Genomic DNA, 23680 nt, shown 5'->3' with positions numbered 1-23680 from the left:
AAAAAGCGTGGCTTTTTGTGCTGTATTTTTTGCCCACTCCTATAGGTAATCTCGCTGACATTACGCTACGCACATTAGAAGTTTTAGAGCGTTGCGAGGTTTTTTTATGCGAGGATACAAGGGTGGGTAAGAGGTTGTTGCACTTGCTTGCACAAAACCCTATTATTAGCCATTCTTTCCCCAATATCGCTACTCAAAAAAGGGAGTTTATCGCATTCCATTCGCACAATGACCGGGAATTTTTAAACAAAATAGAGCTTTCTTTTTTTGACAAAGAAATCGCTGTGATGAGCGATGCGGGCATGCCAAGTTTGAGCGATCCAGGCATGAGTTTAGTCGCTCACGCTTTAAAACATAACATTCCTTACGATGTTTTGCCCGGGGCTAACGCGCTCACTACGGCGTTTTGCGCGAGCGGGTTTTTAGAAGGGCGGTTTTTTTACGCCGGCTTTTTACCTCATAAGAGTAAGGAAAGGCGCTTAAAAATCGCTAAAATTTTAAACGCTTTAGCGTATTTAGAAGAAAAAACCCCGGTGGTTTTTTATGAAAGCCCGCACCGATTGCTAGAGACTTTAAAGGATTTAAACGATTTGGCTAAAGGCATGCATTTGTTTGCGGCTAAAGAGCTTACCAAACTCCACCAGCAATATTATTTAGGAGAGGTTTCTCAAATCATAGAGCGGTTGCAACAAAATAATATCCAAGGGGAGTGGGTTTTAGTGCTTTTGAATGAGAAAAAAATAGAGCCTTGCATGGGGCTATCGGCGTTATTGGAGTTGGATTTACCTCCTAAAATTAAGACTAAAATTGAAGCCGCTATGACACAAAAAAACGCTAAAGAGCTTTATTTCCAGCGTTTGTTAGAAGAAAAAAATCAATAAAAGGGGTTTAGCATGCAGGCAGTAATTTATGGCAAGCAGGTGGTTATGCACATTCTAAACTCTCATCAAGAAAAATTGCAAGAAATCTATCTTTCTAAAGAAATAGACAAAAAGCTTTTTTTCGCGCTCAAAAAAGCATGCCCTAATATCATCAAAGTGGATAATAAAAAAGCACAAAGCTTGGCTAAGGGAGGGAACCATCAAGGGGTTTTAGCTAGGGTGGAATTGCCATTAGCGGTTTCTTTAAAAGAGGTTAAAAAAGCTCAAAAACTTTTAGTGCTTTGCGGCATTACGGATGTGGGGAATATTGGGGGTATTTTTAGGAGTGCGTATTGCTTAGGAATGGATGGCGTTATTTTAGATTTTGCTAAAGAATTGGCTTATGAGGGGATTGTGCGATCCAGCTTGGGGCTTATGTATGATTTGCCTTTTAGCGTTGCACCTAACACGCTGGATTTAATCAATGAATTGAAAACGAGCGGGTTTTTATGTTTGGGCGCGAGCATGCAAGGCTCTAGTCAAGTAGAAAATCTATCTTTAAAAAAATGCGCTCTTTTTTTGGGGAGCGAGCATGAGGGGTTGTCTAAAAAAATCCTTGCTAAAATGGACGCTATATTGAGCGTAAAAATGCGAAGAGATTTTGATTCGCTCAATGTGAGCGTGGCAGCAGGGATCTTAATGGATAAAATCAACTAGGTGGTCAATTGAATGGAACAGAATAAAAAAAGTTTAGAAAATTTAGATCTTTCTGATGTTCAAAACATTTCTAAAGATATTTCTGGTGCGGCATTAGAAGAATTATCGCTTAAAAATTTAGATAAAAATTTGCAGATTTTAAAAGAAGTTGGAGTAACAGAAATTTGCAAGGCGACTAAAATCGCTTCTAAAAATATCAACTACATATTAGAAAAACGCTATGAGTCTTTATCAAGGGTGCATGCTAGGGGATTTATACAAATTTTAGAGCGCGAGTATAAAATTGATTTGAGCGCATGGATGAAAGAATTTGACAAAGTGTGTGTTTTTAAAGAGAGCGTAAGTGAAGAGAAAAATCAAGAAACAGATCCTGAAGAAACAGCAAAAAAAACCCCTTAAGGTTGAATTGGATTACAGCATCAATCAAGCCAACACTTCATTATCCAAAAAATCTTCCAAATGGAAACCCTTTGTTTTGGTTTTAGGGGTGATTGTCATTGTTTTAGCGGTCGTTATCGTTCAAAACAGCTCTTCTTTAAAAGAAGAAAGAGGGCAAGAAAGCGCTATTAAATCCGGCACTAAAAATAGTTTTTCCAATGACGCTAATCTTGCAGAAGAAAACAAGCCAGAGACAACGCCTAAACTAGAAGAAAAACAAGAAAAACCAAAAGAACAAGACAAGCAAGAAAAAGAAGCGATCAAAGAAGATCCTAATACCATTTATATTATCCCTAAACGAGATATTTGGGTGGAAGTGATTGATTTAGATGAGAAAAAAAACTCCTTTCAAAAGGTTTTTAAAAAAAATTATTCTTTAGAAACCAAAAACCACCGCTTGTTGTTGCGTTTTTGGCATGGGCATCTTAGTCTTAAAAACAACCATCAAGAACAAGAATATAACGATGGCAAAACCAAACGATTTTTATACGAGCCAAATAAAGGCTTAACGCTCATCAACGAGGCCCAATACAAAGAACTCCAGCAATGAAAAACCTTTTTTTAGCCTTTATTGTTGGGGGGACGCTATTAAGCGCTGATGCTTTAAACGATAAGATTGAGAATTTAATGGGGGAGCGGGCTTATCATACGAACAAGCTTTTTTTAGAGCGTTTGTTTAAAAATCGTAAGGATTTCTATGCAATGGGGCGTTTGGATTCCTTGAAACTGCTCAACACTCTCAAAGAAAACGGGCTTTTGTCTTTTAATTTTGACAAGCCAAGCATGTTAAAAATCACTTTCAAGGCTTCAAGCAATCCCCTAGCGTTTGCCAAAAGCATCAATAATTCTTTGAGCATGATGGGGTATTCGTATGTTTTGCCTATTAAAATGCAAAGTTCTTCAGGCGAGAATGTTTTTTCATACGAGCTTAAAACGGAATATGTTTTAGACCCTAACATTTTGATAGAGACGATGAAAAGGCATGGTTTTGATTTTACAGATATTAGACGCATATCCTTGAAAGAGTGGGAATACGATTTTTCTTTACAAGAAGTCAAGCTCCCTAACGCGAGAGCCTTAGTTTTAAGTAGCGATCCTGTGGAGTTTAAGGAAGCGAGCGGGAAATACTGGCTGAGCGTGAATCAGAATGCGTATTTAAAAATAAGCTCTAATAACCCTTTATGGCAACCCAAAATCATTTTTTATGACGAAAACTTAAAGATTATTCAAATCATTGCTAAAGAAAACAAACAACAAGAAATCGCTCTTAATTTGCTTGATGGCGTGCGTTTTATCCATATCACTGATGCGAAAAACCCTATCATTTTAAAAAATGGGATCAGCGTGGTTTTTGATGCGATGCCTTAAGTAGGGGTAATCTTATCCAATTTAATTGGAATATGAGAAAATGCGCTTTTAGACTTAAAAAAAGAGAGCCTTAATAATAGCGATCCACCCAATATTTACCAAAAAAAATCTTTTGTATCACACAGCCCACCAATAGATCAGCTCCCGCTTCTATAAAAAAGACAGCCCACCAATTAATAAAACCAAACCATACAAAAAATAAATGCGCTGGTAAAGCGCCAAGCAATAGTGAAACGCCGCTCACAATAGAAATTCCAAAGCGGGTTTTAAAGATCTTACTTTTTTTGCCAAACGCCATGTCTGCTACAAATTCCCCACTAAAAGAAATCAAAAACCACCAAATCAAATGTTCAGGCATCAATAACCAAGCAACTGCGCTACTTCTATTAACCGCTGTAATGACAAGAAGTGAGAAAAAATACACGCTTGCAGATGCAAAATGCCTACCCCTATCCCTTAAAGACCAATTCCTAGAAAAGCGGCTTTTGATTTTTTCATGTGTAACCATGGGATTTCTTTCTTTTTTAAAATACCATTAGACCTAACTTTTGTATTGTAAAATAAGAATGCTTTCATTCAATACTCTGATCATGATGATTGTCTTTTTATATTCAAACAAAAGGAGAGAGATAGCAGATTAGTAACACAATGATGTTTTTATATTATTATGCAAACTATGTAAAATATCTGCTTTTTTCTAAAATAATAGCAAGCAGTGAAAAATTTGGCTTTGTTTTTATTGAGCGTTGGTTATCAAAAAAATATTGCATTTTTTAAGATTGGATAGTAGAGAGTTTGATTTTATTCAAGCGGTATTTTTAAAGCGGTCTTTAGGGGGGATTTTAGTTGGGGAATTATTTCAAAATACCCCTTATTTCTTTAAGAAAATGGGTTTAATAAAGTTTAAACACACAAAGTTTTTTATAGATCTAATTCATGCCCTCCACAAACGAGCCAAGCGACATCAATTTTTGATAGCGGTTGTCAAGGAAATGAGGGTCTTGTTGGATAGTCCTTAGAGCGTCTAAAAAATATTCTTTGATCGTGTTAGCCGCTGAAAATTTGTCTCTATGAGCCCCTTTGCTAGGCTCTAAAATAATATCATCAATAAGCCCCGCCTCCTTTAAGTCTCTAGGCGTGATTTTCATCGCTTTAATGGCCACTTCAGTCTTGCTAGGGTCATCCCAAAGAATCGCCGCACAACCTTCTGGGGATATAACGCTAAAAATGGAATATTCCATCATAGCTAATTTGTCAGCCACTGCAATCGCTAGCGCACCACCACTGCCCCCCTCACCGATAATTACAGAAATAGTAGGGACTTTTAAGGAAGCGAACTCTTGGAGGTTTTTAGCGATCGCTTCACTCTGGCCTCTTTCTTCTGCGCCAATCCCCGGATACGCCCCGGCTGTATCTACAAGCATCAAAATAGGCAAATTAAACTTTTCAGCAAATTTTGCCATTTTCAAAGCCTTACGATAGCCACAAGGGTTAGGCATGCCAAAATTCCTTAAGAGCTTGTTTTTAGTCCCTCTGCCTTTTTCTTCTCCGATCACCACAACCGGGACATTATCAATTTTCCCTATAAAACACACGATCGCTTTATCATCGTTATAGTGCCTATCCCCAAAGACTTCATACTTATCTTTTAAGATGAGATCAATGTAATCCATAGCGTAGGGTCTGTCAGGGTGTCTTGCTAACTGGAGTTTTTGAAAATCAGTGAGATTGGAATAAATGCTTTTAACTTCCTTATCCAATCTTTTTTCTAAGATTTCTTTAGCGTCCTCATCGCCTCTAATAAGGGCTAATTCAATTTCATTTTGAATCTCTTTAATATGATTTTCAAAATCTAAATAAACGGCCATTCAAAATCCTAACTTTGTAAAACTAGGCTTTTTTGAAAATCACAACACCATTAGTGCCACCAAAACCAAATGAGTTACTCATCACCGCATCCACTTGTTTTTCTCTGGCCGTATTAGGGATATAATCCAGATCGCATTCTGGGTCAGGCGTTTCTTGATTGATGGTAGGAGGTAAGATCCCTTGATTCATGGCCATGATAGAAATAACGGCTTCCAACGCACCCGCAGCGCCCAAGCAATGCCCAATCTGCCCTTTAGTGGAGCTAACAGGAGGGACTTTTTCTTTAGAACCAAACACATTTTTTAGAGCGATGCTTTCATACCAATCATTATAATGCGTGCTTGTCCCATGAGCGTTCACATAGCCTACTTCCACTTTTGCCATTTCCAAAGCCATTTTCATGGCTCTAAAAGCCCCTTCGCCCTCAGGGGCTGGGGCTGTGATATGGTTAGCATCGCCGCTCTCGCCATACCCAGCAAATTCTGCATAAATTTTTGCTCCTCTTTTTTTCGCACTCTCGTATTCTTCAAGCACCAAAGCCCCAGCGCCTTCGCCCATCACAAAACCATTGCGATCCTTATCAAAAGGTCTTGAAGCTTTTTTAGGCTCATCATTCCTTGTAGAAAGGGCTTTAATGCTCGCAAACCCTCCAATCCCTACAGGACAAATGGTGGATTCCGCTCCCACGACTAGCATTTTATCAGCCCCATTAAGCAAAATGGTTTTAACCGCTTCAATAATGGCATGAGTGCCTGCTGCACAAGCCGTTACGCTAGAGAGATTAGGCCCTTTAATGCCAAACTCAATGGAAGTGAAACCACCAATCATATTCACTAACGCAGAAGTGATAAAAAAGGGATTGACTTTTCTAGGGCCTTTTTCAAAACAAAAAATGGAATTCGCTTCAATATTACCTAACCCGCCAATCCCAGAGCCAGAGCTTACGCCCATGCGGTTTGCCAATTCTTCAGGGCATCTATTGTGAGCGTCTAAAATCCCACTATCTTTCATCGCCTCTCTTGTGGCTTTCAAGGCTAATTGAATGAAACGACCCGCCTTTTTAACATCTTTGGGATTCATCACCTCTGTAGGGTCAAAGTCAGTGATTTCTCCAGCAATACGCACAGGAAACGCGCTCGCATCAAAACTTTCTATGTGTTTGATACCGCATTCTCCCTTAGCGATCGCTAAAAAAGAATCTTCTTTATTTAAACCTAGCGAATTGATCATTCCCATTCCAGTTACCACAATCCGACGCACCAATAGCTCCTCATTTCAAAAACTTTCATTCAGTGAAACCACCCCTTGCTAAAGCAAGGAGCTTCCTAACTAAAGCATTCCATTGAATGCTAACACGAAAGGCTTTGTTCTTTAAAGTCTGCATGGATATTTCCTACCCCAAAAAGACTATTTTAACCTCTTTTAGCTTGAATATAGCCTAACAGCTATGCACTTATATCTCTGACCTAAAGGATGGAGTTTTTCGTGCTGTTGGGATAAAACCAAATTTTAGCTAAAGCTAAATTTTTACTAAAACCTGGAGACAAACGCTCCAAGTTAAAAAGATTAAGCCAGTTTATTGTCCTCAATATACTTCACCACATCGCCCACATTGACGATTTTTTCCGCTTGCTCATCAGGAATCTCAACGCCAAACTTTTCTTCTAACGCCATGATTAATTCCACGACATCTAAAGAGTCCGCACCCAAATCCTTCACAAACTCCGCCTCTGGCGTAACTTGCGCCGCATCCACATTCAATTGCTCAGCAATAACTGCCTGAATATCTTCAAATAAAGCCATAATTAAAACTCCCTTGTTTTGTAAAAATTAAATCAACCATTATTGGAGCGTTTATTTTTGCTCCAAAACATCTAAAATCCTATACAACAAATAAATTACAATGAGAAACAATATTAAGTAAATAATCCCCATTTGATAATAACCTCTTTGTTTTAGAATAACCTCATAATGTTAGCATGATTTTTGCTACTTACAAACTTTTATCGCTAAAAAAATCCTTTGTTTAGGACTACATATAAAGCCCGCCATTGACTTTGAGAGTCTCTCCAGTGATGTAACTAGAGTGATCACTCAAAAGAAACGCTACCGCTTCTGCCACTTCCTTAGCAGACCCTAGCCTGTTTAAAGGAATGTTTTTAACATAATCCGCTTTGAGTTCATCTTTCAAATTGGCGTTCATGTCGGTTTCTATAAAACCGGGCGTCACAGAGTTGAAACGAATATTCCTTAAAGCTCCCTCATAAGCAAAGGACTTGCTCATCGCAATCATCCCCCCCTTACTCGCTGAGTAGTTTGTCTGCCCCATATTGCCTCTTTCACCAATGATAGACGCGATATTGACTACGCTCCCAAAACGGCTTTTGCTCATCACTTTTAAAGCCTCTCGGCAACCTATAAACGCTGAAGTGAGGTTATTGTCTATGACATGGTGAAAATCTTCTGTTTTCATTTTGATCGCTAATTTATCGCGCACCACACCGGCGTTATTTACCAAGTAAGACAAACCCCCATCGCTTTGGACAATGGTTTGTATCGCTTCAATAAAACCGCTTTCAGAAGCCGCATCAAATTTAATGACAGCTGCCTTATAGCCTTTTTCTTCAAGCTCATTTTTCAAAGCGTCAGCCACTTCAGCATTACTGCGGTAATTGATCCAAACTTTCAGCCCCATAGAAGCGAGACTTCTAGCAATTTCAGCCCCAATGCCTTTAGAAGCCCCAGTAATGAGAACATTTTTCCCTGTGAATCGCATGATTATCCTTAATTTTTAAATTTTTCTCAAAGCTTATTATAGTCTTGACTCATAACGCCTTAACATATAAAGACGCTTTAAAATCTTCTTTTTAGCACTGATTTTTTGTTTTTTGCGTTTTTCAGTCTTAGACTCAAAGAACCTTCTAGCACGACATTCTGTTACCACCAAATTGCGATCGGTTTGCTTTTTGAATCTCCTATAAGCTTCATCAAACGCATCGCCTTCTCTAACCTTAATCCCTGGCATACTGCTATCACCTCTTTTCCATAGCTTAAAATCATTGCTCAAACAATGGCTACAAATGAAATAGAATTATATAAGACGAATTAACTGGTTGTCAAGAATTTTCACTTTTTTCTAGCAATTTTGTTAATAAGGTTATAAGGATCAAAGGCAACCGTCATATACACTTGATAAGATTCTGACCAAGGCAAGCTCCTATCAAAGCCCCCACGCATCGCATTAAGCACGAAGTTGATGCGGACGGATGCGAAGTCGTTTTTCCAATTGTAATACAAATCAAAACGATTATACATGTTGGCTTGAAAGAATGGCACGCCACGATAAATAGGCGTGGGGCAATACGAAGGCGTGCAATACATTTCAACATACTGGTATTGGTTATAAAAAGGCATTTCTGGGGTCTTGGCGAAGAAAAATAAATTGTGTATTCCAAAGCCTTTGTATTGGATCTCCACATCCAATTGTCCCCCCACGCTATTCATAAAAGGCACATTGTTGTGAATTTGCCTTAATCGGCTTGATTCAGAAACCATACCAAAACTGGCGTTGAGTTTTTCCATAAAGGGGGCGATGTCTAAAAGGCTTGTCCCTATGTAAGCGTTAAAGTAGAGGCGATCCATAAGATAAATATTATTATTGTCAATCGCTTTTTTTTCATTAAACTGCATGCCATCAGCCCCATTCAAAAGGTATTTGTCTTCGTTATGGAACAAAACAAAATACCCTCCAATACCCAATAAATCCTTAAAGAAATTATAAGCGACAGAGCCGTTCATTTGAAACCTGTCCATTGCGTTCCCATAAGGGTTTCTCCCGAATTTGCAAGTGTTGTAACAATTGCCTCCAAACCAATCTAGCATGAACTCCGCATGCCCATAATAGGGTTTTGAAGGCGAATAATGGTTTTGAAATTGCAATAAAAACCCTCTAGCGTTTGGATCTATAAACCAATAATAAGGGGCAAAAATATTCAAACCATACCTTCCTAAGAGGTTTTTCCTGGGAAAAATCCCTCCATAAAAAGTAAAACGCTTCCCCCTAGCCTTATAATACATAGTAGGCCCCCAGCGGTAGGGAAAATTAGTGCTGTAGTTATGGAAGTTTTGAAAAAAATACGCCCCTACAGTAAGGCTTTGCTCCACACCTTTTGTATAAAATTGGATCCCAAAATTTGGAGTCAAACGGGTTTTAAGATTGGTGTTAGTATTGACCCAATAAGGCGTTGAACCTTCATGGTCCATGATAAACATATTGAAACCCAGATTGTATTTAAAAATGTTCCAATCAAAAGCGTAAGAATTAACCGCTAACAAACAGACCAGAAAAGAATGTTTTAAAAAGGTGTTTATTGCCACTTGTTGCCCCTATGCCATCATTATTTTTGATAAAAAAGCTTATCTTGTAACAAATGGGTATTCTAGCACATCTAAAAATATTTTTCTTTAGATTTAATATAAAATAGCGCTTATTTCATGTTAGAATAGCCGTTATGATGTTACTTACATACTAACTAAAAAAGGAAATTTTAATGGAATTAGAAAATAAAAATATAAAGCCCGGTCGTAAGCGTGTCGCTGTAGATGAGTTGAAACGCAATTTTTCAGTGACTTTTTATCTCTCTAAAGACGAGCATGATGTTTTAAGACGATTGGCTGATGAAGAAGTAGAAAGCGTTAATTCCTTTGTCAAACGCCACATTTTAAAAACAATCATTTATAAAAAAGGCACTAACCAAAATTCTTCTATCAATTATGATTCTTCTAGTAGGCTTTAAGCCTACTTTAAGGTGTTCGCTCTTTAAGAGCAACACCCACTAGAGCATTTAGTTTTAACCCCCACTGATGAGCGATCCATCAAGCAAAACCCTTTCCCCTCTAAATAGCGTTTCGCATCAAATCCGGCCACAAACAAGCCTCCAGCAAATAACGCCAAGTCTTTAACCACTAACCTTCCAGCTCCAGAAAGCCATGGGAAATGCTGATTGACAAACACTTCTGGCGTTGTGAATAAAAAAGATAGAGTCGTGATCGTCATTCCAGCGACAAGCAAGCCCCCAATCACGCCCATTAAAGGCATCCAAAGCCCTAAAAGCACCAAAATACCTAGGATCATAATCGTGATTCCTAAAGCTTCGGCCACTAAATAAGTGCGGTTTTCTTTATGCCATTCTTTGTTTTCAACGATTTTAGGGTCATCTTGCATTTCTTCTTGCATAGATTGGGATTCAGACATTTTGTGCTGTTTGTATGCGGGTTTTTCAAATTGATACATGAAAGAAAAGAAAGGGGAGTTAGCCACAAAAGGAGCGATCCCTTCGGCTTCATACGGCACAAACTTAAGCCCTCCAATCCAAATAAAAATGATAAAAATAGCTATATGCATCAAATAGCCGCCTAGATTCTGGAGTTTTGTAATCACTTCAAGTAATGATTTTAACGCTTGCATGGTTTTATTCCTTTAGGATATTTTTTATATTGCTAAAAACAACTCGCAAATGATAGCGCATTATGTTTAATTGCAACAAAATCATTACTATTACAAGAAATAACGATCAAAAACACTCATGCCCAAAACACTCATGCCCAAAACACTCATGCCCAAAACGCTCATGCCAATATAACGCACCGCGCCTTTATAAAAAATTCCATCATTTTTTAAAGAAAGCTCTAAAGATTCGTTGCTTTTAGGGATGAGAGCGGCTTTTTTAGGCGTGTTATAAAAAATATGTGCAGCGATAAAAACCGCCGCCATGCCCGTCCCGCAAGCCAGCGTGAAATCTTCAACCCCTCTTTCATAAGTTTGTAAAAAAATCGTTTCTTTATTTTCTATAAAAGCGATGTTAATATTAGCGTTAAACGCATGCCTTAAAGCCCTTAATTCCAGCGTGTTAAGGGAATTTAATAACCCTTTATTTTTCACAAATCCCACTAAATGCGGCACTCCTGTATCTATGAGGTAGAAAGTAGGGATATTTTCTAAAACGCTGTTATTGGTAAAAAATTTTTCGCATCTTAAAGCGGGTATTGCATCTAGGATTTTGTAGTTACCAAGATTGCTCTCTATGATATTGGGCTCTTCTACGCAAATAGAAATCTCTCTTTTTCCGGCTAAAAAAACATGGTTTTTAGAGGCTATAGCATGTTGGTAAGCAAATAACCCCACGCAACGGCTCGCATTCCCGCACATGCCAGCTTTAGAGCCGTCTGAATTGTAAAAATCCCATTCGTAGTCATAATCCTTACTCGGTAAGACGACTACAAGCCCATCAGCCCCAAAACCCTCATGCCTATGGCACACCTGCTTGGCTAAATTGGAAAAATCTTTTTTTTTGAAACTTTGAATGATTAAAAAATCATTCCCGCTCCCTGAATATTTGTAAAACACCATCTATGATAAGCCTTTTTGACTTTAATTATAAGTTAAAAGAGATTTTTTATCCTTAAAAGAGCGTTTTTTAGCTAACATTTGATAATTTTTGGTTCAGTTTAATGGGGATAATTTCATGAAAGCTCAGTATTTCTTTTGGATTCTTTTTTTGATTGGTTTTTATTGGATGATCTACTTGTATCAAGATTTTTTAATGGATGCATTGATTGCTGGGCTTTTGTGCGTGGGGTTTTTTCAAGTGAAAGTTTTTTTGGATAAGCGCTTTTTTAATGTTGTCAGTTCGTTTTTATGCGTTTTGGTTTTAGCGAGCGTTTTGATCGTGCCGTTGTATTTTATTGTTTATAAAAGTTCTAATATTATTTTTGAAATCAATTTTGAAAAATTTTCAGCCCTAATCAAATGGCTTAAAGGGACAATCACCGAAAATTTATCGCATTTTCCTACCATTCATGATGGAGCGAGCAAGTTTTTAGAAAATTTTAGTGCCGCTTCAATCACGGGCTATTTGTTGAAAATAAGCAGCTATGTGGGAAGATACAGCTTGAAACTCATTACAGACGCTTTGTTTATCTTGGGGCTGTTGTTTTTCTTTTTTTATTACGGGGAGAGATTTTATCGTTATTTTTTAGGGGTCTTGCCTCTTGGAATCAATCAAAGCAAAAAGATTTTTGAAGAAGTGGCTGGGATTTTACGCATCGTGCTTTTAACTTCCCTCATCACGGTTATTTTAGAGGGCGTGGCGTTTGGGGTGATGATCGTATGGTTTGGGCATGACGGCTGGTCTTTAGGGATTTTATACGGCTTGGCGTCTTTGGTGCCGGCTGTTGGGGGGGCTTTGATTTGGATTCCTATAGCGATTTATGAGCTTTATCATGGGAATGTGAATGAGGCTATTTTTATCGCTTTGTATTCCATTTTATTGATTAGCGTGCTGATTGATAGCGTGATCAAGCCAATTTTAATCGTCTTCATCAAAAAAAGAATCTTTAAAACCACCCTTAAAATCAATGAAATGCTGATTTTCTTTTCCATGATTGCTGGGATTTCACAATTTGGTTTTTGGGGGATTATTGTAGGGCCTACTATCACGGCGTTTTTTATTGCGTTACTGCGATTGTATGAAAATTACTTTATCCAAAACGATCAAAAAGCATGCGAATAAGCCCTATGGCTCACAACGAAATTTTTAAAAATGATAAGAGTGAGTTATAGAAATAACCATTGAATAATTTTCAAACACTTCATTCAATGCGAACGCAAAATTAAACCCATAATAGATACAAATTTTATTTTTTATAGCGGATCAAAGGGTAGGAGCAGTTTTTGCATAAAAGTTCTAACGCTTCGCCCTTTAAAAAATGGGTTTTGATAGCCATAGCTTTTTGGCTCTTTAAAACATCTTTTAGGGGCGTATGGTTTAAATCGCCAAGGCTGATATTAGCTTGCGTGTCCATGCAGCACGGCACGACAACGCCATTAGATAAAATAGCGATTTGCTTGATTAGGCCGTAACAATAGGGGATTTTTGATTCTTGGTTTAAAGGATTTTGGGCGTTCAAATTCGGCCATTTAAAGGTTTTTTGGATATTCAAAAAGCTTTTTTTAAACAAACGAGCGTGCCCTTGCGTTTTTAAATCCTCTAAAGAAACACATTCAAAGCTTTCTAAAAAAGGCTTGATCAAATTCTGGTGTTTGTCAAGGGTGCTGTCTTGAATGCGTAAATTCAAAAACACTTCGCTATTTTTTTCAAATTTGTAGCGGCAAAATTCTAAAATTTTTTGGATGTAGCGGTGCTGGTTGATTTTGTTGTGATGGTCTAGCCCTGCGTCCAAAGAAATAGAGATTTGATAGATTGCATCGTGTAAAAGCGCCTCAAAATCGTGCAAATACACCCCGCTAGTAACCAAATCCACTTTTAAAGAAAAGCGTTTAGCGGTGCTTAAATAATGGTTTAAATTTTTGAGCTTGCAAGGATCACCTAAGACATGCAAGGTGATAATTGGGGTTAAGGGGGCCGCTTCTTTGCAAACTTTTTCAAATAATTCTAAAGGCATCACGCCTCTGATATTTTTGGGGTTAGGGCAAAAACTGCATTGCAACCCGCAAATATCGCTTAACTCTATATAGATTTTTTTAAAAAGTTTCTTGTTGGGTGTCAATTCTTATGAGAAATTAGTAATAAGACAGACTAAACATTGAAGCGAAAATGCAACACATCGCCATCTTGAACGATATAATCCTTACCTTCAATGCGTAACGCTCCCTTTTCTTTCGCTCCGGCTTCGCCCTTATAAGCGATAAAATCATCATAACTGATGGTTTCAGCTCTGATAAAGCCTTTTTCAAAATCCTTATGGATCACCCCAGCAGCCACAGGCGTGCTAGAGCCTTTTTTAATCGTCCATGATCGCACTTCCTTGACTCCAGCGGTAAAATAATTGATCAAACCTAATTCCTTAAAACTCAAACGAATGGTCTTTTCTAGCCCACTTTCTTCTACGCCTAAACTTTGCAAAAATTCTTTGACTTCATCTCCACTCATAGAAACCATTTCTTCTTCCAATTTAGCGCACAAGGCGACAAACTCGCTATTTTGGGCTTTCGCATGGTTTTTGACTTTTTTGGCATGCTCATTGAGCACGTTTAAATCTTCTTCGCCCACATTAGCGACATAGATCATTTTTTTATGAGATAAAAAACGCAATTCCTTGTCCAACTCCAAAAAAGCCTCGCTTGTATTCAAGGGGAAAGTTTTCGCCGGCTTTAATTCTTCTAAATGCGTTTTTAAACTCAAAGCGCATTCTAAAAGATTTTTAGCGTCTTTTGAGCTTTTTAAGGCTTTTTGCAAGCGATCGATCCTTTTGTCTAAAGTGGCAATATCCGCTAAAATCAACTCCAATTCAATGGTCTCTATATCATTCAAAGGATCAATCTTGTCGTTCACATGCGTGATATTGTCATCTTCAAAACAGCGCACCACTTGCAAGATCACTTCGCATTCCTTGATATTGGCTAAAAACTGATTGCCTAAACCCTCCCCTTTGCTCGCTCCCTTAATCAACCCAGCAATATCCACAAATTCCACCACAGAATGCAAAATGCGTTCAGGCTTTACGATTTGAGCCAACGCATCAAGCCGTCTATCAGGCACATTCACGATGGCTTTATTGGGTTCAATGGTGCAAAAAGGGTAATTCGCACTCTCTGCGTTTTGGGTTTTAGTGAGTGCGTTAAAGGTGCTGGATTTGCCCACATTAGGCAAACCCACAATGCCTACAGACAAGCCCATTTCAAGCCTTTTTCAAAAGCTCTTCCACAAAAGCTGTGCATGCTCTCACGCCGGCCCCACTCGCTCCAAAGCTATTCACATCCCATTCTTTTTCCACATAAGCAGGACCTGCAATGTCAATGTGCAGCCATTTGTCTTTAAATTCATCTCTAATAAATTCATTTAAAAACAAGCCAGCTGTGATCGCACCGCCATAGCGTGAAGAAGAAATATTGCACACATCAGCGATTTTAGATTCAATCAATTTCTTTAAATGGCGGTTAAAGGGGAGTTTGGCTAATAATTCGCCGGATTCTAACCCTGAAGTTTCAAAGAGATTTTTTAACTCTTCATTATGCCCCATGATCGCTGAAGTGAATTCGCCTAAACCTACAACGCATGCCCCAGTAAGGGTCGCAAAATCCACGATCACATCAGGGCTTAAATCTTGAGCGTAGCTCAAACAATCCGCTAAAACCAAACGCCCCTCAGCGTCAGTGTTACGGACCTCTATGCTCTTGCCTTCTTTGGAGATCAAAATATCATCTGGTTTATAAGCGGCTGGGCCTATCATGTTTTCTGTAGCCCCAATAATGCCATGCACTTCAGCCTCCACGCCTAGTTTGGCTAATGCGTTTAAAAGCCCGATCACCGCAGAGCCACCGCCTTTATCCGCTTTCATGGTAACCATGTAATCGGCCGGTTTCAAGCTCAACCCTCCGCAATCATAAGTCAAGCCCTTACCCACTAAAGCGATTTTTTTCTTCGCTTTTTTAGGCTTATAAACTAAATGGATCAAGCGAGGAGGATTGACGCCAAGAGAGGCTTTATTGACCGCTAAAAAGGCGTTCATTTTCTTTTCTTCTAAAAATTTTTCATCATGAACATGGATTTCCAAATGGTTTTCTTTAGCCACTTTTTGCGCCACTTCAGCCATATAAACCGGAGTGCCAATCATAGGGGGGGTATTGACTAGATTTTTAACGATATTCAAGCTTTCTGTCATGATTTCAGCGTATTTTAAAGCTTCTTTAGCACTCTTTTCTAAAGAATTTGCGCAAGTTTTTTCGCAAGGTTTGTGCAATTCTAAAGCGACAACCGCTTCTTTTAAAACGCTTTCTTTTTTGTTGGATTTAAAAGTGTCGTATTCATACAAGCCTAATTTCAAGCCCAAAAACAACGCTTTCAAATTTTCTAAAAGTGCATTATCTTTAGAATGCGTCCCGCAAGTATAAACGCCCACTTTAACGCTTTTAAAAGCGAGTTTTTTAAGGGTGCGAACGGCTAAACACGCGCTCTCTCTCAATAAATGCACATCATCTTCTTTAACGCCCACATACAGGATTTTATTTTCTTGGTCTAAAAATACGCCTTCGCCTTCGTATTTAAAGGTTTCTAGCAATTCTTTATTTTTGACCCAAGCGTGGCTAAAATCCTTATTGACAATAAAAACTAAACTGCATTCAGCTTTTGCGTTTTCAAAAGTGGTTTTTTCTAATTTGATTTTTAACATAAAGTCTCCTTTTTTAATTTCATATCTTTCAAGAATTGTATTGCACTCTAGCGGTTTTTCTTACTATAGTATTGGAAATACCACAGCACTAACGCCAAGAAAGATACTAATAGTAATATTAGCGCATAAGGGTGTTTTTTAAGCCACCCTAACGCATGCAATAATTCTTCTCCTAAATACCACGCTAGAATAATAGTAATGCTCGCCCACACCATCGCGCTAATGAGGTTGATGATAGCGAATTTTAAAGCGCTATAACGCGTGAGGCCTATGCTAATGGGAATGATGGTGCGCATGCCATACATGTAGCGTTGGATAAAAATGATAAACCAGCCGTGTTTTTGCAACAATAAATGGGCTAGGGCTAGTTTTCGGCGTTGTTTTTCTAGCTTTTTTTGGATGTAAGCTTTATTGGTGCGACCGATGTAAAAATAGATCTGATCCCCCACAAAGCCCCCAATCCCTGCGACTAAAATGGCTAACCCTAAATGCATATGACCGGTATAGCTGGCAATCCCTGCTAAAATCAGCCCGATTTCGCCCTCTAAAATGCTCCACCCGAATAAAATGAGATACCCCCAAGTCGCTGCATGCTGATTCCATAAGTTAATGATGTATTCTTCCAAAATTCACCCTTATTTTAGCACTCTAACAAACAAAAGGTTTTCACTCGCTCTTCTAAAAGTTGGATACCCGGTAATTCTTTTAACCCTATCAAAAAGCATGCTTCTATGCATTCGGCTTGTAGGGCTTTGATAAGTTCAAGGCTCGCTAAAGCTGTGCCTCCAGTGGCTAAGAGATCATCAATTAAGACCACCCTTACCCCCTTAACCCCCCTAAAAGCGTCAGAGTGGATCTCTATGCTGTCGCTCCCGTATTCTAGGCTGTAGCTTTGAGACAGGGTGTGTGCGGGGAGTTTGCCCTTTTTCCTCACAGGCACAAAACCCACCCCAAGCGCATAAGCGAGAGCAGATCCTAAAATAAACCCCCTCGCTTCAATACCCACGATAAAGTCTATATTGAGAGCGAGATAGCGTTTTTTGAGCGCGTCAATGAGTTTGTTAAAGAGTTTAGGGTAGTTGAGTAGCGTGGTAATATCTTTGAATAAAATCCCTTTTTTAGGGTAGTCTTTCACTTCTCTGATGCTTTGTAAAAGTTCTTCTTTGAGCGTTTCATTCATTTTGATTTCCTTTAATATAACGGATTGGTTGTAGAATTTTGATTTATTATAGCGTTTTTAAAGGAGAGCTTCTATTTTTTGCTCCAATTCTTTAATACGATTTTTATATTTATCCGATTCGCCTTTGTATTCAGAGTTGCGTTGTTTAAGGGCTTTTAATTCTGTTTTTAACGAGCTCATTTCTTGGGTAAGAATATCAATATTACCCAAAGCTCTTTGGAGTTGCAATTGGTGTTTTTGGATCAAAATTTCAGCTTCTTGTAAGGTGAGCTTCATGGATGCGTTGGTGCGTTCTTGCCGTTTAGCCACGGTTTTAAAAAAGAAAGTACGCACACCCATATAAAGGATAAAAACAATAGCGATAGTGATGATAAACCATTGGGTAAACATTCTATTAAAATATCCTTTTAGCGAAACGATGTAATTATACTACATTAGGTTGATGATTTCAGCGATTCATCTAGCTTTTGGATGCGCAACACATGGCGGCCTTGTTCAAATTCTGTAGAGAAAAACGCTTCTAAAATGCTTTCTGTTACGCCAATACCGCTAATCTTTTCACCCAAGCACAAGACATTAGCGTTATTATGCAAGCGAGTCATTTTAGCCATGTAGGCATCAAGGCACAAAGCGGCTCTAATACCCTTAAAGCGATTAGCGCCCATGCTCATGCCTATCCCTGTGGCGCACACTAAAATGCCATAGCTTTGCGCATTTTCTAAGACCTTTTGGCACACTAATTTGGCGTAATCAGGGTAATCCACCCTCATGGTGGGTAAAAAAGCTTGGATCTTAAAATCCTTGTCTTCTAAAAAATGTTTAACAAACTCTGCAAGATGCACCCCTGCATGATCGCTTCCTATAAAAACTTGAGAAAACTTTAAGGGCTTATTCATAAACTCTCCTTGATGAAAGATTAAGAAAGGAGTAAGGAAAATAAAAATCTTGTAGGTGCATGGATAAAAAACTCCGATAAAGGGGGGATAAACAAAAAAATAAACACTACCAACAAGCCGTAGCGTTCCATTTTAGAAAACCATTCCAATAGAAACGCGCTTTTAAAATGCAACGCCAAAAAGCCTAACGCTTTGGAGCCGTCTAAAGGCGGAATAGGGAGGCTGTTGAAAACGCCTAAGACAAGATTATAAAGAATGCCTTGAATGAGAAAGGTTACTAAAGCGAGCTGATAAAGATTCAATTCATCAACGCTTAAAGCATTGATTCCTAGTTGTTGGAAGCTCCAATGCGTGATGGAAGCGAGCAGAACGGCCAAGGTGAAATTATAAGCCACCCCGGCTAAACTCACCACTACGCATGCTAGAGAACCTTTTTGAGAGACAATATAGCGCATATCCACCGGCACGGGTTTAGCCCACCCAAACAAAAAAGGGGCTTGAAAAATGAGTAATAAAGCCGGTAAAAGCACCGAACCCATCATGTCTAAATGCCTGATAGGGTTTAAACTCAAACGATTAGCGTTTTTAGCGCTCCTGTCCCCAAATAAAAACGCGCTCAAGCCATGCATGATCTCATGCCCTATGATAGCGATTAAAAGGGCTAGGATTTTCATTAAGGTGGTAATAAAACTTTCTAAAGAGGAATCAAAAAATTGCACAAAAAACCTTAAGGCGTTGCTTTTTCTTTTTTAATGATTTTTTCTAAGCCTTCAACGCTTTTAAACATGCGTTCCCAACGCACCAGATAGCGTTTTTTGGGGTTGTTTTCTGCATCCATTTCCAGGCTATTTTTTAAACTCAAACTGAAATAAACAAACCATGGCGAACCCACGATGTTTTTATAAGCCACACTCCCCCAAAAGCGCGAGTCGCTAGAATTGTCTCTGTTATCGCCGATCATGAAAAATTCATCGTCATTGATTTTTTTATAAAACACCTTTTCGCCCTCCATTTGAATGAGTTGCATGCTGATATTAGCTTCTGCACCTTGAGTGGCTAATTGCTCCATTAAGTGGAAAGTTTCATTGTCTTTTTGGTAATGGATACCTGGATGATCACTTTTATAAGGGTTTAAAACAAAAATTTTACCCATAAATTCTTTAGTCATGGCGTTAGGGTAATGTTTAGCAATGTAATTTTTGTCCATGTCGCTCTCAAAAGGGTGCAAATAAAACCCCTCATTAGTGAATAACACCTCATCGCCTCCAATGGCAAAATTCCTTTTGACATAGTAAGATTTTTTTTCATGGGGAGGGACAAACACCACCACTTCGCCGCGCTTAGGGCGATCCCCCTCTATCAAATGCCCGTTATTTTTAAAATCAGGCATAACAGGAAGCTCAATCCATGGGATTTTAGGAATGGGTATGCCGTAAGAAAACTTTTTGACAAAGAGCATATCGCCCTCATAGAGCGTGCCTACCATAGAGCGAGAGGGAATGATAAAGGCTTGCGCGATAAAAAAGATAACCAACAGCACAATAACAATCGTCCCCACCCAACTGGAGCAAAATGCATAAACAGAGCGTAAAAATTTCATTAAAATCCCTTCCTTTGTTGTTTTTCAAAAGCGATGAGAGTGTTTTCTAAAAGCGAGACGATCGTCATAGGCCCCACGCCTTTAGGCACAGGGGTGATAAAACCGGCAACTTTTTGCGCATTTGTAAAATCCACATCGCCCACGATACGCCCATCATTCAAATGATTGATCCCAATATCCACCACTACAGCCCCTTTTTTTAACATGCTCGCTTTAATCAAATCAGGCTTACCCACGCCCACGCAGACAATATCAGCGTTTTGGGTGTAAAAACTAATATCTTTAGTCAAAATATGGCACACGCTCACGCTAGCCCCAGCGTTTAACATGAGCATGCTCAAAGGTTTTCCAATGATATTGCTCGCTCCAATAATCGCCACATCCTTGCCCTTGATTTCAATATGATAATGCTTTAAAAGACGCATCACGCCCATAGGGGTGGCTGGCAGAAACGATTCTTTTTGAGTGCAGAGCTTGCCGATATTAAGGGGGTGGAAACCATCCACATCTTTGTTTGGGTCAATGGCTTCTAAAATCATTTTAGTATCAATGTGTCTGGGCAAAGGGAGCTGGACTAAAACGCCTGAAATGTTTTGATCGGTATTGTAATCTTTAATGAAGGACAGCAATTCGGCTTCAGTAATATTTTCTTGGAGGGTTTTTAAATCAAAATCCATGCCCACCCTTTCGCACGCTTTGATCTTCATATTGATATAAGTGATACTCGCAGGGTCTTTTCCCACTAAAATCACGGCTAGTTTGGGGCTTTTATGCGTTTGTGCGGTTATCGTTTGGATTTTATTTTTCAAATCTTTTTCTATATCATAAGCTAACGCTTGCCCGTCTAATAAAACAACGCCCCTATTTGGCATGCCCATTTATCCTTTATATAATTAAAATCCTATTATTGTAGCAAAAATCATGCGTTTAAGGGAATAAAAACCCAGTTTGTCAATCTTTAAGATTAGCCCCATGATAGAGCAAGTAAAAACTAAGGGCTTTTAAGGATTCTAGTTGCTGGTAAAACTTAGAAGCTTCTGTTTTGTCGTTTTGTTTCTTGTCGTTTTGTTTATCCTCTGGCTCTTTAGGGCTTTCGTTCAAATACCTTAACCCCAAACTTGGGTTATAAAAATAATCTTTGGTAGCGATCGCTTCATAACCTAGCGCGTAATTGGGGTGGCTTGGGGGGTTTGTTGTATTGTTAGAAAATAAAGGCTTTCCAAAACTCACAAATGGAAAACCTTCAGGAGCGACTAATTCAACAATCGTAGGGGCGATGTCTAAATGCGATCCGACTTGACTGATTGTTTCAGGCTTTAAAGTAGGGGCATATAAAATAAGCGGCACGGATTTAATCGTATATAAATCGTTTTTAGCGTATTCATAGCTCCTGTCAAAATGATCTCCTGTGATGATAAAAAGCGAGTTAGGGAATTTTTGGCTGGCTTTTTTAATGAAATCAACTACCACTTTGTCATACCAGTAAATATGCCCTAAAGAATTAGCGTCCGGTAGATTTTCTGATTTGGGGGTATTTTCTACAAATTTTTGGATTTTTTCTAAAGGCACGCCAAAGGCTTTGAGATTCACGTTTTTGATCGCATGATTACTTAAAGTCATGACCATGCTGAAAGTTTTTTCATTGGGGTTGGTGTTTTCTAAAATATAGTCAAATAAAATATTATCATGCACTCCCCAGTTGCTCTCTATGGGCTTAGGGTAGGGCTTGTTCTTGGCAAATTCTAAGAGATGGTTATTGAAATAGAGGGCGTGAAAACCTTGTTTTTTGGTGAAACTGGTTAGTTTGTTCCAAATCCCGCTACCCCCATAATAAAAGTTGTTTTTATAACCCAGAGTTTTTGTGATATTGCCAATTGCCATAGGAAAGCTAGGAAGAATCACTCCTGAATTGACTAAATTGTTATCATTAATATAAGGCAAGCCTGTGATTTGGACATCCAGGCTTTTAACGGTTCGTGGGGCGCTTTCAATAAAAGCAGAAAGCATATAGGCATGCTCTTTTTTAACCAGATCTTGTAAAGCGCTCGTTAGCCCGATGGCGTCAAATTTTGGATCAAAATGCCATGAACTCAAAGACTCTGAAACGATATAAAAAACATGTTGAATGGTTTGAAGAGAATCGTTGTGGCTTGTCTGAGTTAGCAACTCATAGAGGTTGTTTGAAGGGTTTTCTTTAAGATGGAAATAATTTTTCGCCACTTCTAAAGGCGTTTCTTTAGCAAAATCGCTGAATTTAAGGTTATGGCTTTGTCTGTAATTGCGCGCCAAAAGATAAAGGTTGCGAAACGCCCCGGGGGTAATTTTCATTAAAAAAGGATCTTTGGCTGGCTCTATGCTGAGATCTAAAGACGCGCCAACAAAGCTCAATTGCGCGTTAATGTAAAACATTTGCGTGAGCGAAAAAAGAATGAATAAAATGAAAGTTTTAAGGGGTTTGATGGTTTGATGAACATTTTTGGACTTAAAAAGGGCGTTTTGGAGTTTGAAATAGATAAAAGAAATTAAAACGCTAAGGATTACAAAGAGTGAAAAACTAGAAAGAATAGGGTATTCCCCACTCATTTTTAAAATCGTGAGCGTGTCTTCATGCAAAAATTCCAATAAATTTTCATCAAACACATTCCCATAAATGCCATAATAAACAATGTTCGCAATATTTAAAAACAGAATAATAGCGATAGAAAAACACGCCATAATATTAAGCATTCTGGTTTGGTGTTTGGGGGCCAATAACCCTAATAACCCGATGAGGATAAAAAGAATCGATAAGCTTGAGACCACACGATTATCGTATCTGGCTCCATTGAATAGGGTTTTGATGATTTCATCAAAAATAGGGTTTTTTAAGGCATGCTTATAATAGCCTGTATAAAGGATAAAGCCGATACGATTAAACACAAACAACAAGCTCATAAAAAAGGTGAAATAAAAACCTTTTAAAAAGAGCGAAAAAAGGGCATGGGATAGGGATTTCATAAGCGTTACTATAACCTTTTTTTAACAAGAGATAAAGTCTTAAAAAAGACAAAAAGAAGCAAGGGGAAATCCAATAAAGAATCTAAGATTTGAAAATGAGAACGCATCAAAAGCGAACTGGATAACGCTACTAAAGCGATCACGCCTAATAAGGGGCTGCTCAAAAACAAACTGCTACAAAAAAGCGCGCTAAAAATCAGAGAAGCCATGAAATGATGGTAGATTGAAAAAGGCAAAAACCCTAAAATGTCTATAAGGAGCAACAAACTAAAAAATAGCATGACGCTATAAGATTGCAAGGTTTCTAAAGGGGGCTTTTGGAGGAGACGGCAAGAAAAGAGTGCATAAGCAAGGATCAAAAGACAGCTAAAGGGGCTTAAGGGGGCTGTAAAACTGCTTAAAAAGGCGTTGAGCGATAGAGAGTCTTTCAAAGCGATATTGCTTAAAATCACGATTATAAACGAGAGCGAAAACCTCAAACCCAATGGCTTATTTTTGAAAAAAAAGAAAATTAAAAAAAGCCATATAAAACTCAGCGTGTAAGAAGAATGTATAAACATGATTA

General features: G+C 38.5%; 26 protein-coding genes and 1 pseudogene. 6 read left to right on the top strand and 21 right to left on the bottom strand.

Going from position 1 to position 23680, the window contains the following annotated elements:
• Positions 1 to 17 precede the first annotated feature (17 nt).
• The 4 genes and pseudogenes from rsmI to HPOKI112_RS04120 all read left to right on the top strand — a co-directional run bounded on the left by rsmI (position 18) and on the right by HPOKI112_RS04120 (position 3383).
• Positions 18 to 881, top strand: coding sequence for a 16S rRNA (cytidine(1402)-2'-O)-methyltransferase (gene rsmI / locus HPOKI112_RS04135; protein WP_025309822.1), 864 nt, complete (start codon positions 18 to 20; stop codon positions 879 to 881).
• A gap of 12 nt (positions 882 to 893) precedes the next feature.
• The gene (gene rlmB / locus HPOKI112_RS04130; protein ID WP_025309821.1) at positions 894 to 1577 is read left to right on the top strand and encodes a 23S rRNA (guanosine(2251)-2'-O)-methyltransferase RlmB; all 684 of its coding nucleotides are present in this window, start codon (positions 894 to 896) and stop codon (positions 1575 to 1577) included.
• A 12-nt stretch (positions 1578 to 1589) separates the two neighbouring features.
• Positions 1590 to 2565, top strand: a pseudogene (locus HPOKI112_RS04125) (sialidase).
• Complete coding sequence (locus HPOKI112_RS04120; protein ID WP_025276931.1) at positions 2562 to 3383, top strand: hypothetical protein; 822 nt, start codon at positions 2562 to 2564, stop codon at positions 3381 to 3383. Before HPOKI112_RS04125 ends, HPOKI112_RS04120 begins: the two are co-directional and overlap by 4 nt.
• Before the next feature lie 70 nt (positions 3384 to 3453).
• Here HPOKI112_RS04120 and HPOKI112_RS04115 read toward each other — a convergent pair whose 3' ends face one another.
• From HPOKI112_RS04115 to HPOKI112_RS04085, 7 genes are all read right to left on the bottom strand, one after another.
• Positions 3454 to 3891, bottom strand: coding sequence for a hypothetical protein (locus tag HPOKI112_RS04115; protein ID WP_025309820.1), 438 nt, complete (start codon positions 3889 to 3891; stop codon positions 3454 to 3456).
• Positions 3892 to 4312: 421 nt separating this feature from the next.
• Positions 4313 to 5251 carry an acetyl-CoA carboxylase carboxyl transferase subunit alpha gene (gene accA / locus HPOKI112_RS04110; RefSeq protein ID WP_000312020.1) on the bottom strand — a complete coding sequence of 313 codons (939 nt, stop codon included), beginning with the start codon at positions 5249 to 5251 and terminating at the stop codon, positions 4313 to 4315.
• A 22-nt stretch (positions 5252 to 5273) separates the two neighbouring features.
• Positions 5274 to 6512 (bottom strand): beta-ketoacyl-ACP synthase II, encoded by a 1239-nt coding sequence (locus HPOKI112_RS04105; protein WP_001864351.1) that lies wholly within the window; start codon positions 6510 to 6512, stop codon positions 5274 to 5276.
• Positions 6513 to 6818: 306 nt separating this feature from the next.
• Positions 6819 to 7055, bottom strand: coding sequence for an acyl carrier protein (gene acpP, locus HPOKI112_RS04100; RefSeq protein ID WP_001163094.1), 237 nt, complete (start codon positions 7053 to 7055; stop codon positions 6819 to 6821).
• 229 nt (positions 7056 to 7284) lie between these two features.
• Positions 7285 to 8028, bottom strand: a complete 744-nt coding sequence (gene fabG, locus HPOKI112_RS04095) for a 3-oxoacyl-ACP reductase FabG (protein ID WP_025309819.1) — start codon at positions 8026 to 8028, stop codon at positions 7285 to 7287.
• A 36-nt stretch (positions 8029 to 8064) separates the two neighbouring features.
• Positions 8065 to 8277: a 30S ribosomal protein S21 gene (rpsU, locus tag HPOKI112_RS04090; protein ID WP_001117775.1), complete on the bottom strand. Its 213-nt coding sequence runs from the start codon at positions 8275 to 8277 to the stop codon at positions 8065 to 8067.
• A gap of 101 nt (positions 8278 to 8378) precedes the next feature.
• Positions 8379 to 9629 carry a hypothetical protein gene (locus HPOKI112_RS04085; RefSeq protein ID WP_000996926.1) on the bottom strand — a complete coding sequence of 417 codons (1251 nt, stop codon included), beginning with the start codon at positions 9627 to 9629 and terminating at the stop codon, positions 8379 to 8381.
• A gap of 173 nt (positions 9630 to 9802) precedes the next feature.
• On the opposite strand from HPOKI112_RS04085, the gene HPOKI112_RS04080 reads away from it, so the two are divergent.
• Complete coding sequence (locus HPOKI112_RS04080; RefSeq protein WP_025309818.1) at positions 9803 to 10048, top strand: ribbon-helix-helix domain-containing protein; 246 nt, start codon at positions 9803 to 9805, stop codon at positions 10046 to 10048.
• A gap of 23 nt (positions 10049 to 10071) precedes the next feature.
• On the opposite strand, the gene HPOKI112_RS04075 is transcribed toward HPOKI112_RS04080, so the two are convergent.
• Entirely contained in the window at positions 10072 to 10719 is a 648-nt protein-coding gene (locus tag HPOKI112_RS04075) for a YkgB family protein (RefSeq protein ID WP_025309817.1), read from the bottom strand.
• A 90-nt stretch (positions 10720 to 10809) separates the two neighbouring features.
• Positions 10810 to 11661 (bottom strand): diaminopimelate epimerase, encoded by an 852-nt coding sequence (gene dapF / locus HPOKI112_RS04070; protein WP_025309816.1) that lies wholly within the window; start codon positions 11659 to 11661, stop codon positions 10810 to 10812.
• A gap of 115 nt (positions 11662 to 11776) precedes the next feature.
• Here dapF and HPOKI112_RS04065 point away from each other — a divergent pair, with 115 nt between their 5' ends.
• Entirely contained in the window at positions 11777 to 12823 is a 1047-nt protein-coding gene (locus HPOKI112_RS04065; protein ID WP_000647352.1) for an AI-2E family transporter, read from the top strand.
• Between the two features lie 124 nt (positions 12824 to 12947).
• Here HPOKI112_RS04065 and HPOKI112_RS04060 read toward each other — a convergent pair whose 3' ends face one another.
• From HPOKI112_RS04060 to HPOKI112_RS04005, 12 genes are all read right to left on the bottom strand, one after another.
• Positions 12948 to 13820, bottom strand: coding sequence for a radical SAM/SPASM domain-containing protein (locus HPOKI112_RS04060; RefSeq protein WP_025276014.1), 873 nt, complete (start codon positions 13818 to 13820; stop codon positions 12948 to 12950).
• A gap of 29 nt (positions 13821 to 13849) precedes the next feature.
• Positions 13850 to 14950, bottom strand: coding sequence for a redox-regulated ATPase YchF (gene ychF, locus HPOKI112_RS04055; RefSeq protein ID WP_025309815.1), 1101 nt, complete (start codon positions 14948 to 14950; stop codon positions 13850 to 13852).
• Between the two features lies 1 nt (position 14951).
• A complete protein-coding gene (locus HPOKI112_RS04050) occupies positions 14952 to 16442 on the bottom strand; it encodes a leucyl aminopeptidase (RefSeq protein WP_025276925.1) in 1491 nt (496 codons plus the stop codon).
• Between the two features lie 47 nt (positions 16443 to 16489).
• On the bottom strand, positions 16490 to 17068 hold the full coding sequence (locus tag HPOKI112_RS04045; protein WP_000393426.1) for a DedA family protein: 579 nt from the start codon (positions 17066 to 17068) through the stop codon (positions 16490 to 16492).
• Positions 17069 to 17082: 14 nt separating this feature from the next.
• On the bottom strand, positions 17083 to 17622 hold the full coding sequence (apt, locus tag HPOKI112_RS04040; protein ID WP_001006117.1) for an adenine phosphoribosyltransferase: 540 nt from the start codon (positions 17620 to 17622) through the stop codon (positions 17083 to 17085).
• 57 nt (positions 17623 to 17679) lie between these two features.
• Positions 17680 to 18012: a hypothetical protein gene (locus HPOKI112_RS04035; protein ID WP_000495089.1), complete on the bottom strand. Its 333-nt coding sequence runs from the start codon at positions 18010 to 18012 to the stop codon at positions 17680 to 17682.
• 44 nt (positions 18013 to 18056) lie between these two features.
• Entirely contained in the window at positions 18057 to 18518 is a 462-nt protein-coding gene (gene rpiB / locus HPOKI112_RS04030; RefSeq protein WP_025276923.1) for a ribose 5-phosphate isomerase B, read from the bottom strand.
• Positions 18519 to 18538: 20 nt separating this feature from the next.
• Positions 18539 to 19237, bottom strand: a complete 699-nt coding sequence (locus tag HPOKI112_RS04025; RefSeq protein WP_025276922.1) for a site-2 protease family protein — start codon at positions 19235 to 19237, stop codon at positions 18539 to 18541.
• An 8-nt stretch (positions 19238 to 19245) separates the two neighbouring features.
• Positions 19246 to 20118, bottom strand: a complete 873-nt coding sequence (gene lepB / locus HPOKI112_RS04020; RefSeq protein ID WP_025276009.1) for a signal peptidase I — start codon at positions 20116 to 20118, stop codon at positions 19246 to 19248.
• Complete coding sequence (gene folD, locus HPOKI112_RS04015; protein WP_025309814.1) at positions 20118 to 20990, bottom strand: bifunctional methylenetetrahydrofolate dehydrogenase/methenyltetrahydrofolate cyclohydrolase FolD; 873 nt, start codon at positions 20988 to 20990, stop codon at positions 20118 to 20120. The genes lepB and folD overlap by 1 nt, the downstream gene beginning before the upstream one ends.
• Before the next feature lie 79 nt (positions 20991 to 21069).
• Positions 21070 to 23115 (bottom strand): LTA synthase family protein, encoded by a 2046-nt coding sequence (locus HPOKI112_RS04010; protein ID WP_025276007.1) that lies wholly within the window; start codon positions 23113 to 23115, stop codon positions 21070 to 21072.
• An 8-nt stretch (positions 23116 to 23123) separates the two neighbouring features.
• Entirely contained in the window at positions 23124 to 23675 is a 552-nt protein-coding gene (locus HPOKI112_RS04005; RefSeq protein WP_015427742.1) for a 3-deoxy-d-manno-octulosonic acid hydrolase subunit 1, read from the bottom strand.
• Positions 23676 to 23680 lie beyond the last annotated feature (5 nt).

This window comes from Helicobacter pylori oki112, assembly GCF_000600085.1.
Classification (GTDB): Bacteria; Campylobacterota; Campylobacteria; order Campylobacterales; family Helicobacteraceae; genus Helicobacter; species Helicobacter pylori_CY.
Note: the sequence above shows the minus strand (reverse complement) of the source record. Positions and strands in the feature narration are given on the sequence as shown.

Excerpts from the sequence above, each read along its gene's own strand:
- apt (WP_001006117.1), bottom strand. The coding sequence starts at position 17,622 with ATGAATGAAACGCTCAAAGAAGAACTTTTACAAAGCATCAGAGAAGTG.
- rpsU (WP_001117775.1), bottom strand. The coding sequence starts at position 8,277 with ATGCCAGGGATTAAGGTTAGAGAAGGCGATGCGTTTGATGAAGCTTAT.
- HPOKI112_RS04050 (WP_025276925.1), bottom strand. The coding sequence starts at position 16,442 with ATGTTAAAAATCAAATTAGAAAAAACCACTTTTGAAAACGCAAAAGCT.
- acpP (WP_001163094.1), bottom strand. The coding sequence starts at position 7,055 with ATGGCTTTATTTGAAGATATTCAGGCAGTTATTGCTGAGCAATTGAAT.
- rlmB (WP_025309821.1), top strand. The coding sequence starts at position 894 with ATGCAGGCAGTAATTTATGGCAAGCAGGTGGTTATGCACATTCTAAAC.
- HPOKI112_RS04005 (WP_015427742.1), bottom strand. The coding sequence starts at position 23,675 with ATGTTTATACATTCTTCTTACACGCTGAGTTTTATATGGCTTTTTTTA.
- rpiB (WP_025276923.1), bottom strand. The coding sequence starts at position 18,518 with ATGAATAAGCCCTTAAAGTTTTCTCAAGTTTTTATAGGAAGCGATCAT.
- HPOKI112_RS04065 (WP_000647352.1), top strand. The coding sequence starts at position 11,777 with ATGAAAGCTCAGTATTTCTTTTGGATTCTTTTTTTGATTGGTTTTTAT.
- ychF (WP_025309815.1), bottom strand. The coding sequence starts at position 14,950 with ATGGGCTTGTCTGTAGGCATTGTGGGTTTGCCTAATGTGGGCAAATCC.
- HPOKI112_RS04010 (WP_025276007.1), bottom strand. The coding sequence starts at position 23,115 with ATGAAATCCCTATCCCATGCCCTTTTTTCGCTCTTTTTAAAAGGTTTT.
- HPOKI112_RS04035 (WP_000495089.1), bottom strand. The coding sequence starts at position 18,012 with ATGTTTACCCAATGGTTTATCATCACTATCGCTATTGTTTTTATCCTT.
- HPOKI112_RS04120 (WP_025276931.1), top strand. The coding sequence starts at position 2,562 with ATGAAAAACCTTTTTTTAGCCTTTATTGTTGGGGGGACGCTATTAAGC.
- HPOKI112_RS04115 (WP_025309820.1), bottom strand. The coding sequence starts at position 3,891 with ATGGTTACACATGAAAAAATCAAAAGCCGCTTTTCTAGGAATTGGTCT.
- fabG (WP_025309819.1), bottom strand. The coding sequence starts at position 8,028 with ATGCGATTCACAGGGAAAAATGTTCTCATTACTGGGGCTTCTAAAGGC.
- dapF (WP_025309816.1), bottom strand. The coding sequence starts at position 11,661 with ATGGTGTTTTACAAATATTCAGGGAGCGGGAATGATTTTTTAATCATT.
- folD (WP_025309814.1), bottom strand. The coding sequence starts at position 20,990 with ATGCCAAATAGGGGCGTTGTTTTATTAGACGGGCAAGCGTTAGCTTAT.
- HPOKI112_RS04080 (WP_025309818.1), top strand. The coding sequence starts at position 9,803 with ATGGAATTAGAAAATAAAAATATAAAGCCCGGTCGTAAGCGTGTCGCT.
- accA (WP_000312020.1), bottom strand. The coding sequence starts at position 5,251 with ATGGCCGTTTATTTAGATTTTGAAAATCATATTAAAGAGATTCAAAAT.
- lepB (WP_025276009.1), bottom strand. The coding sequence starts at position 20,118 with ATGAAATTTTTACGCTCTGTTTATGCATTTTGCTCCAGTTGGGTGGGG.
- HPOKI112_RS04075 (WP_025309817.1), bottom strand. The coding sequence starts at position 10,719 with ATGCAAGCGTTAAAATCATTACTTGAAGTGATTACAAAACTCCAGAAT.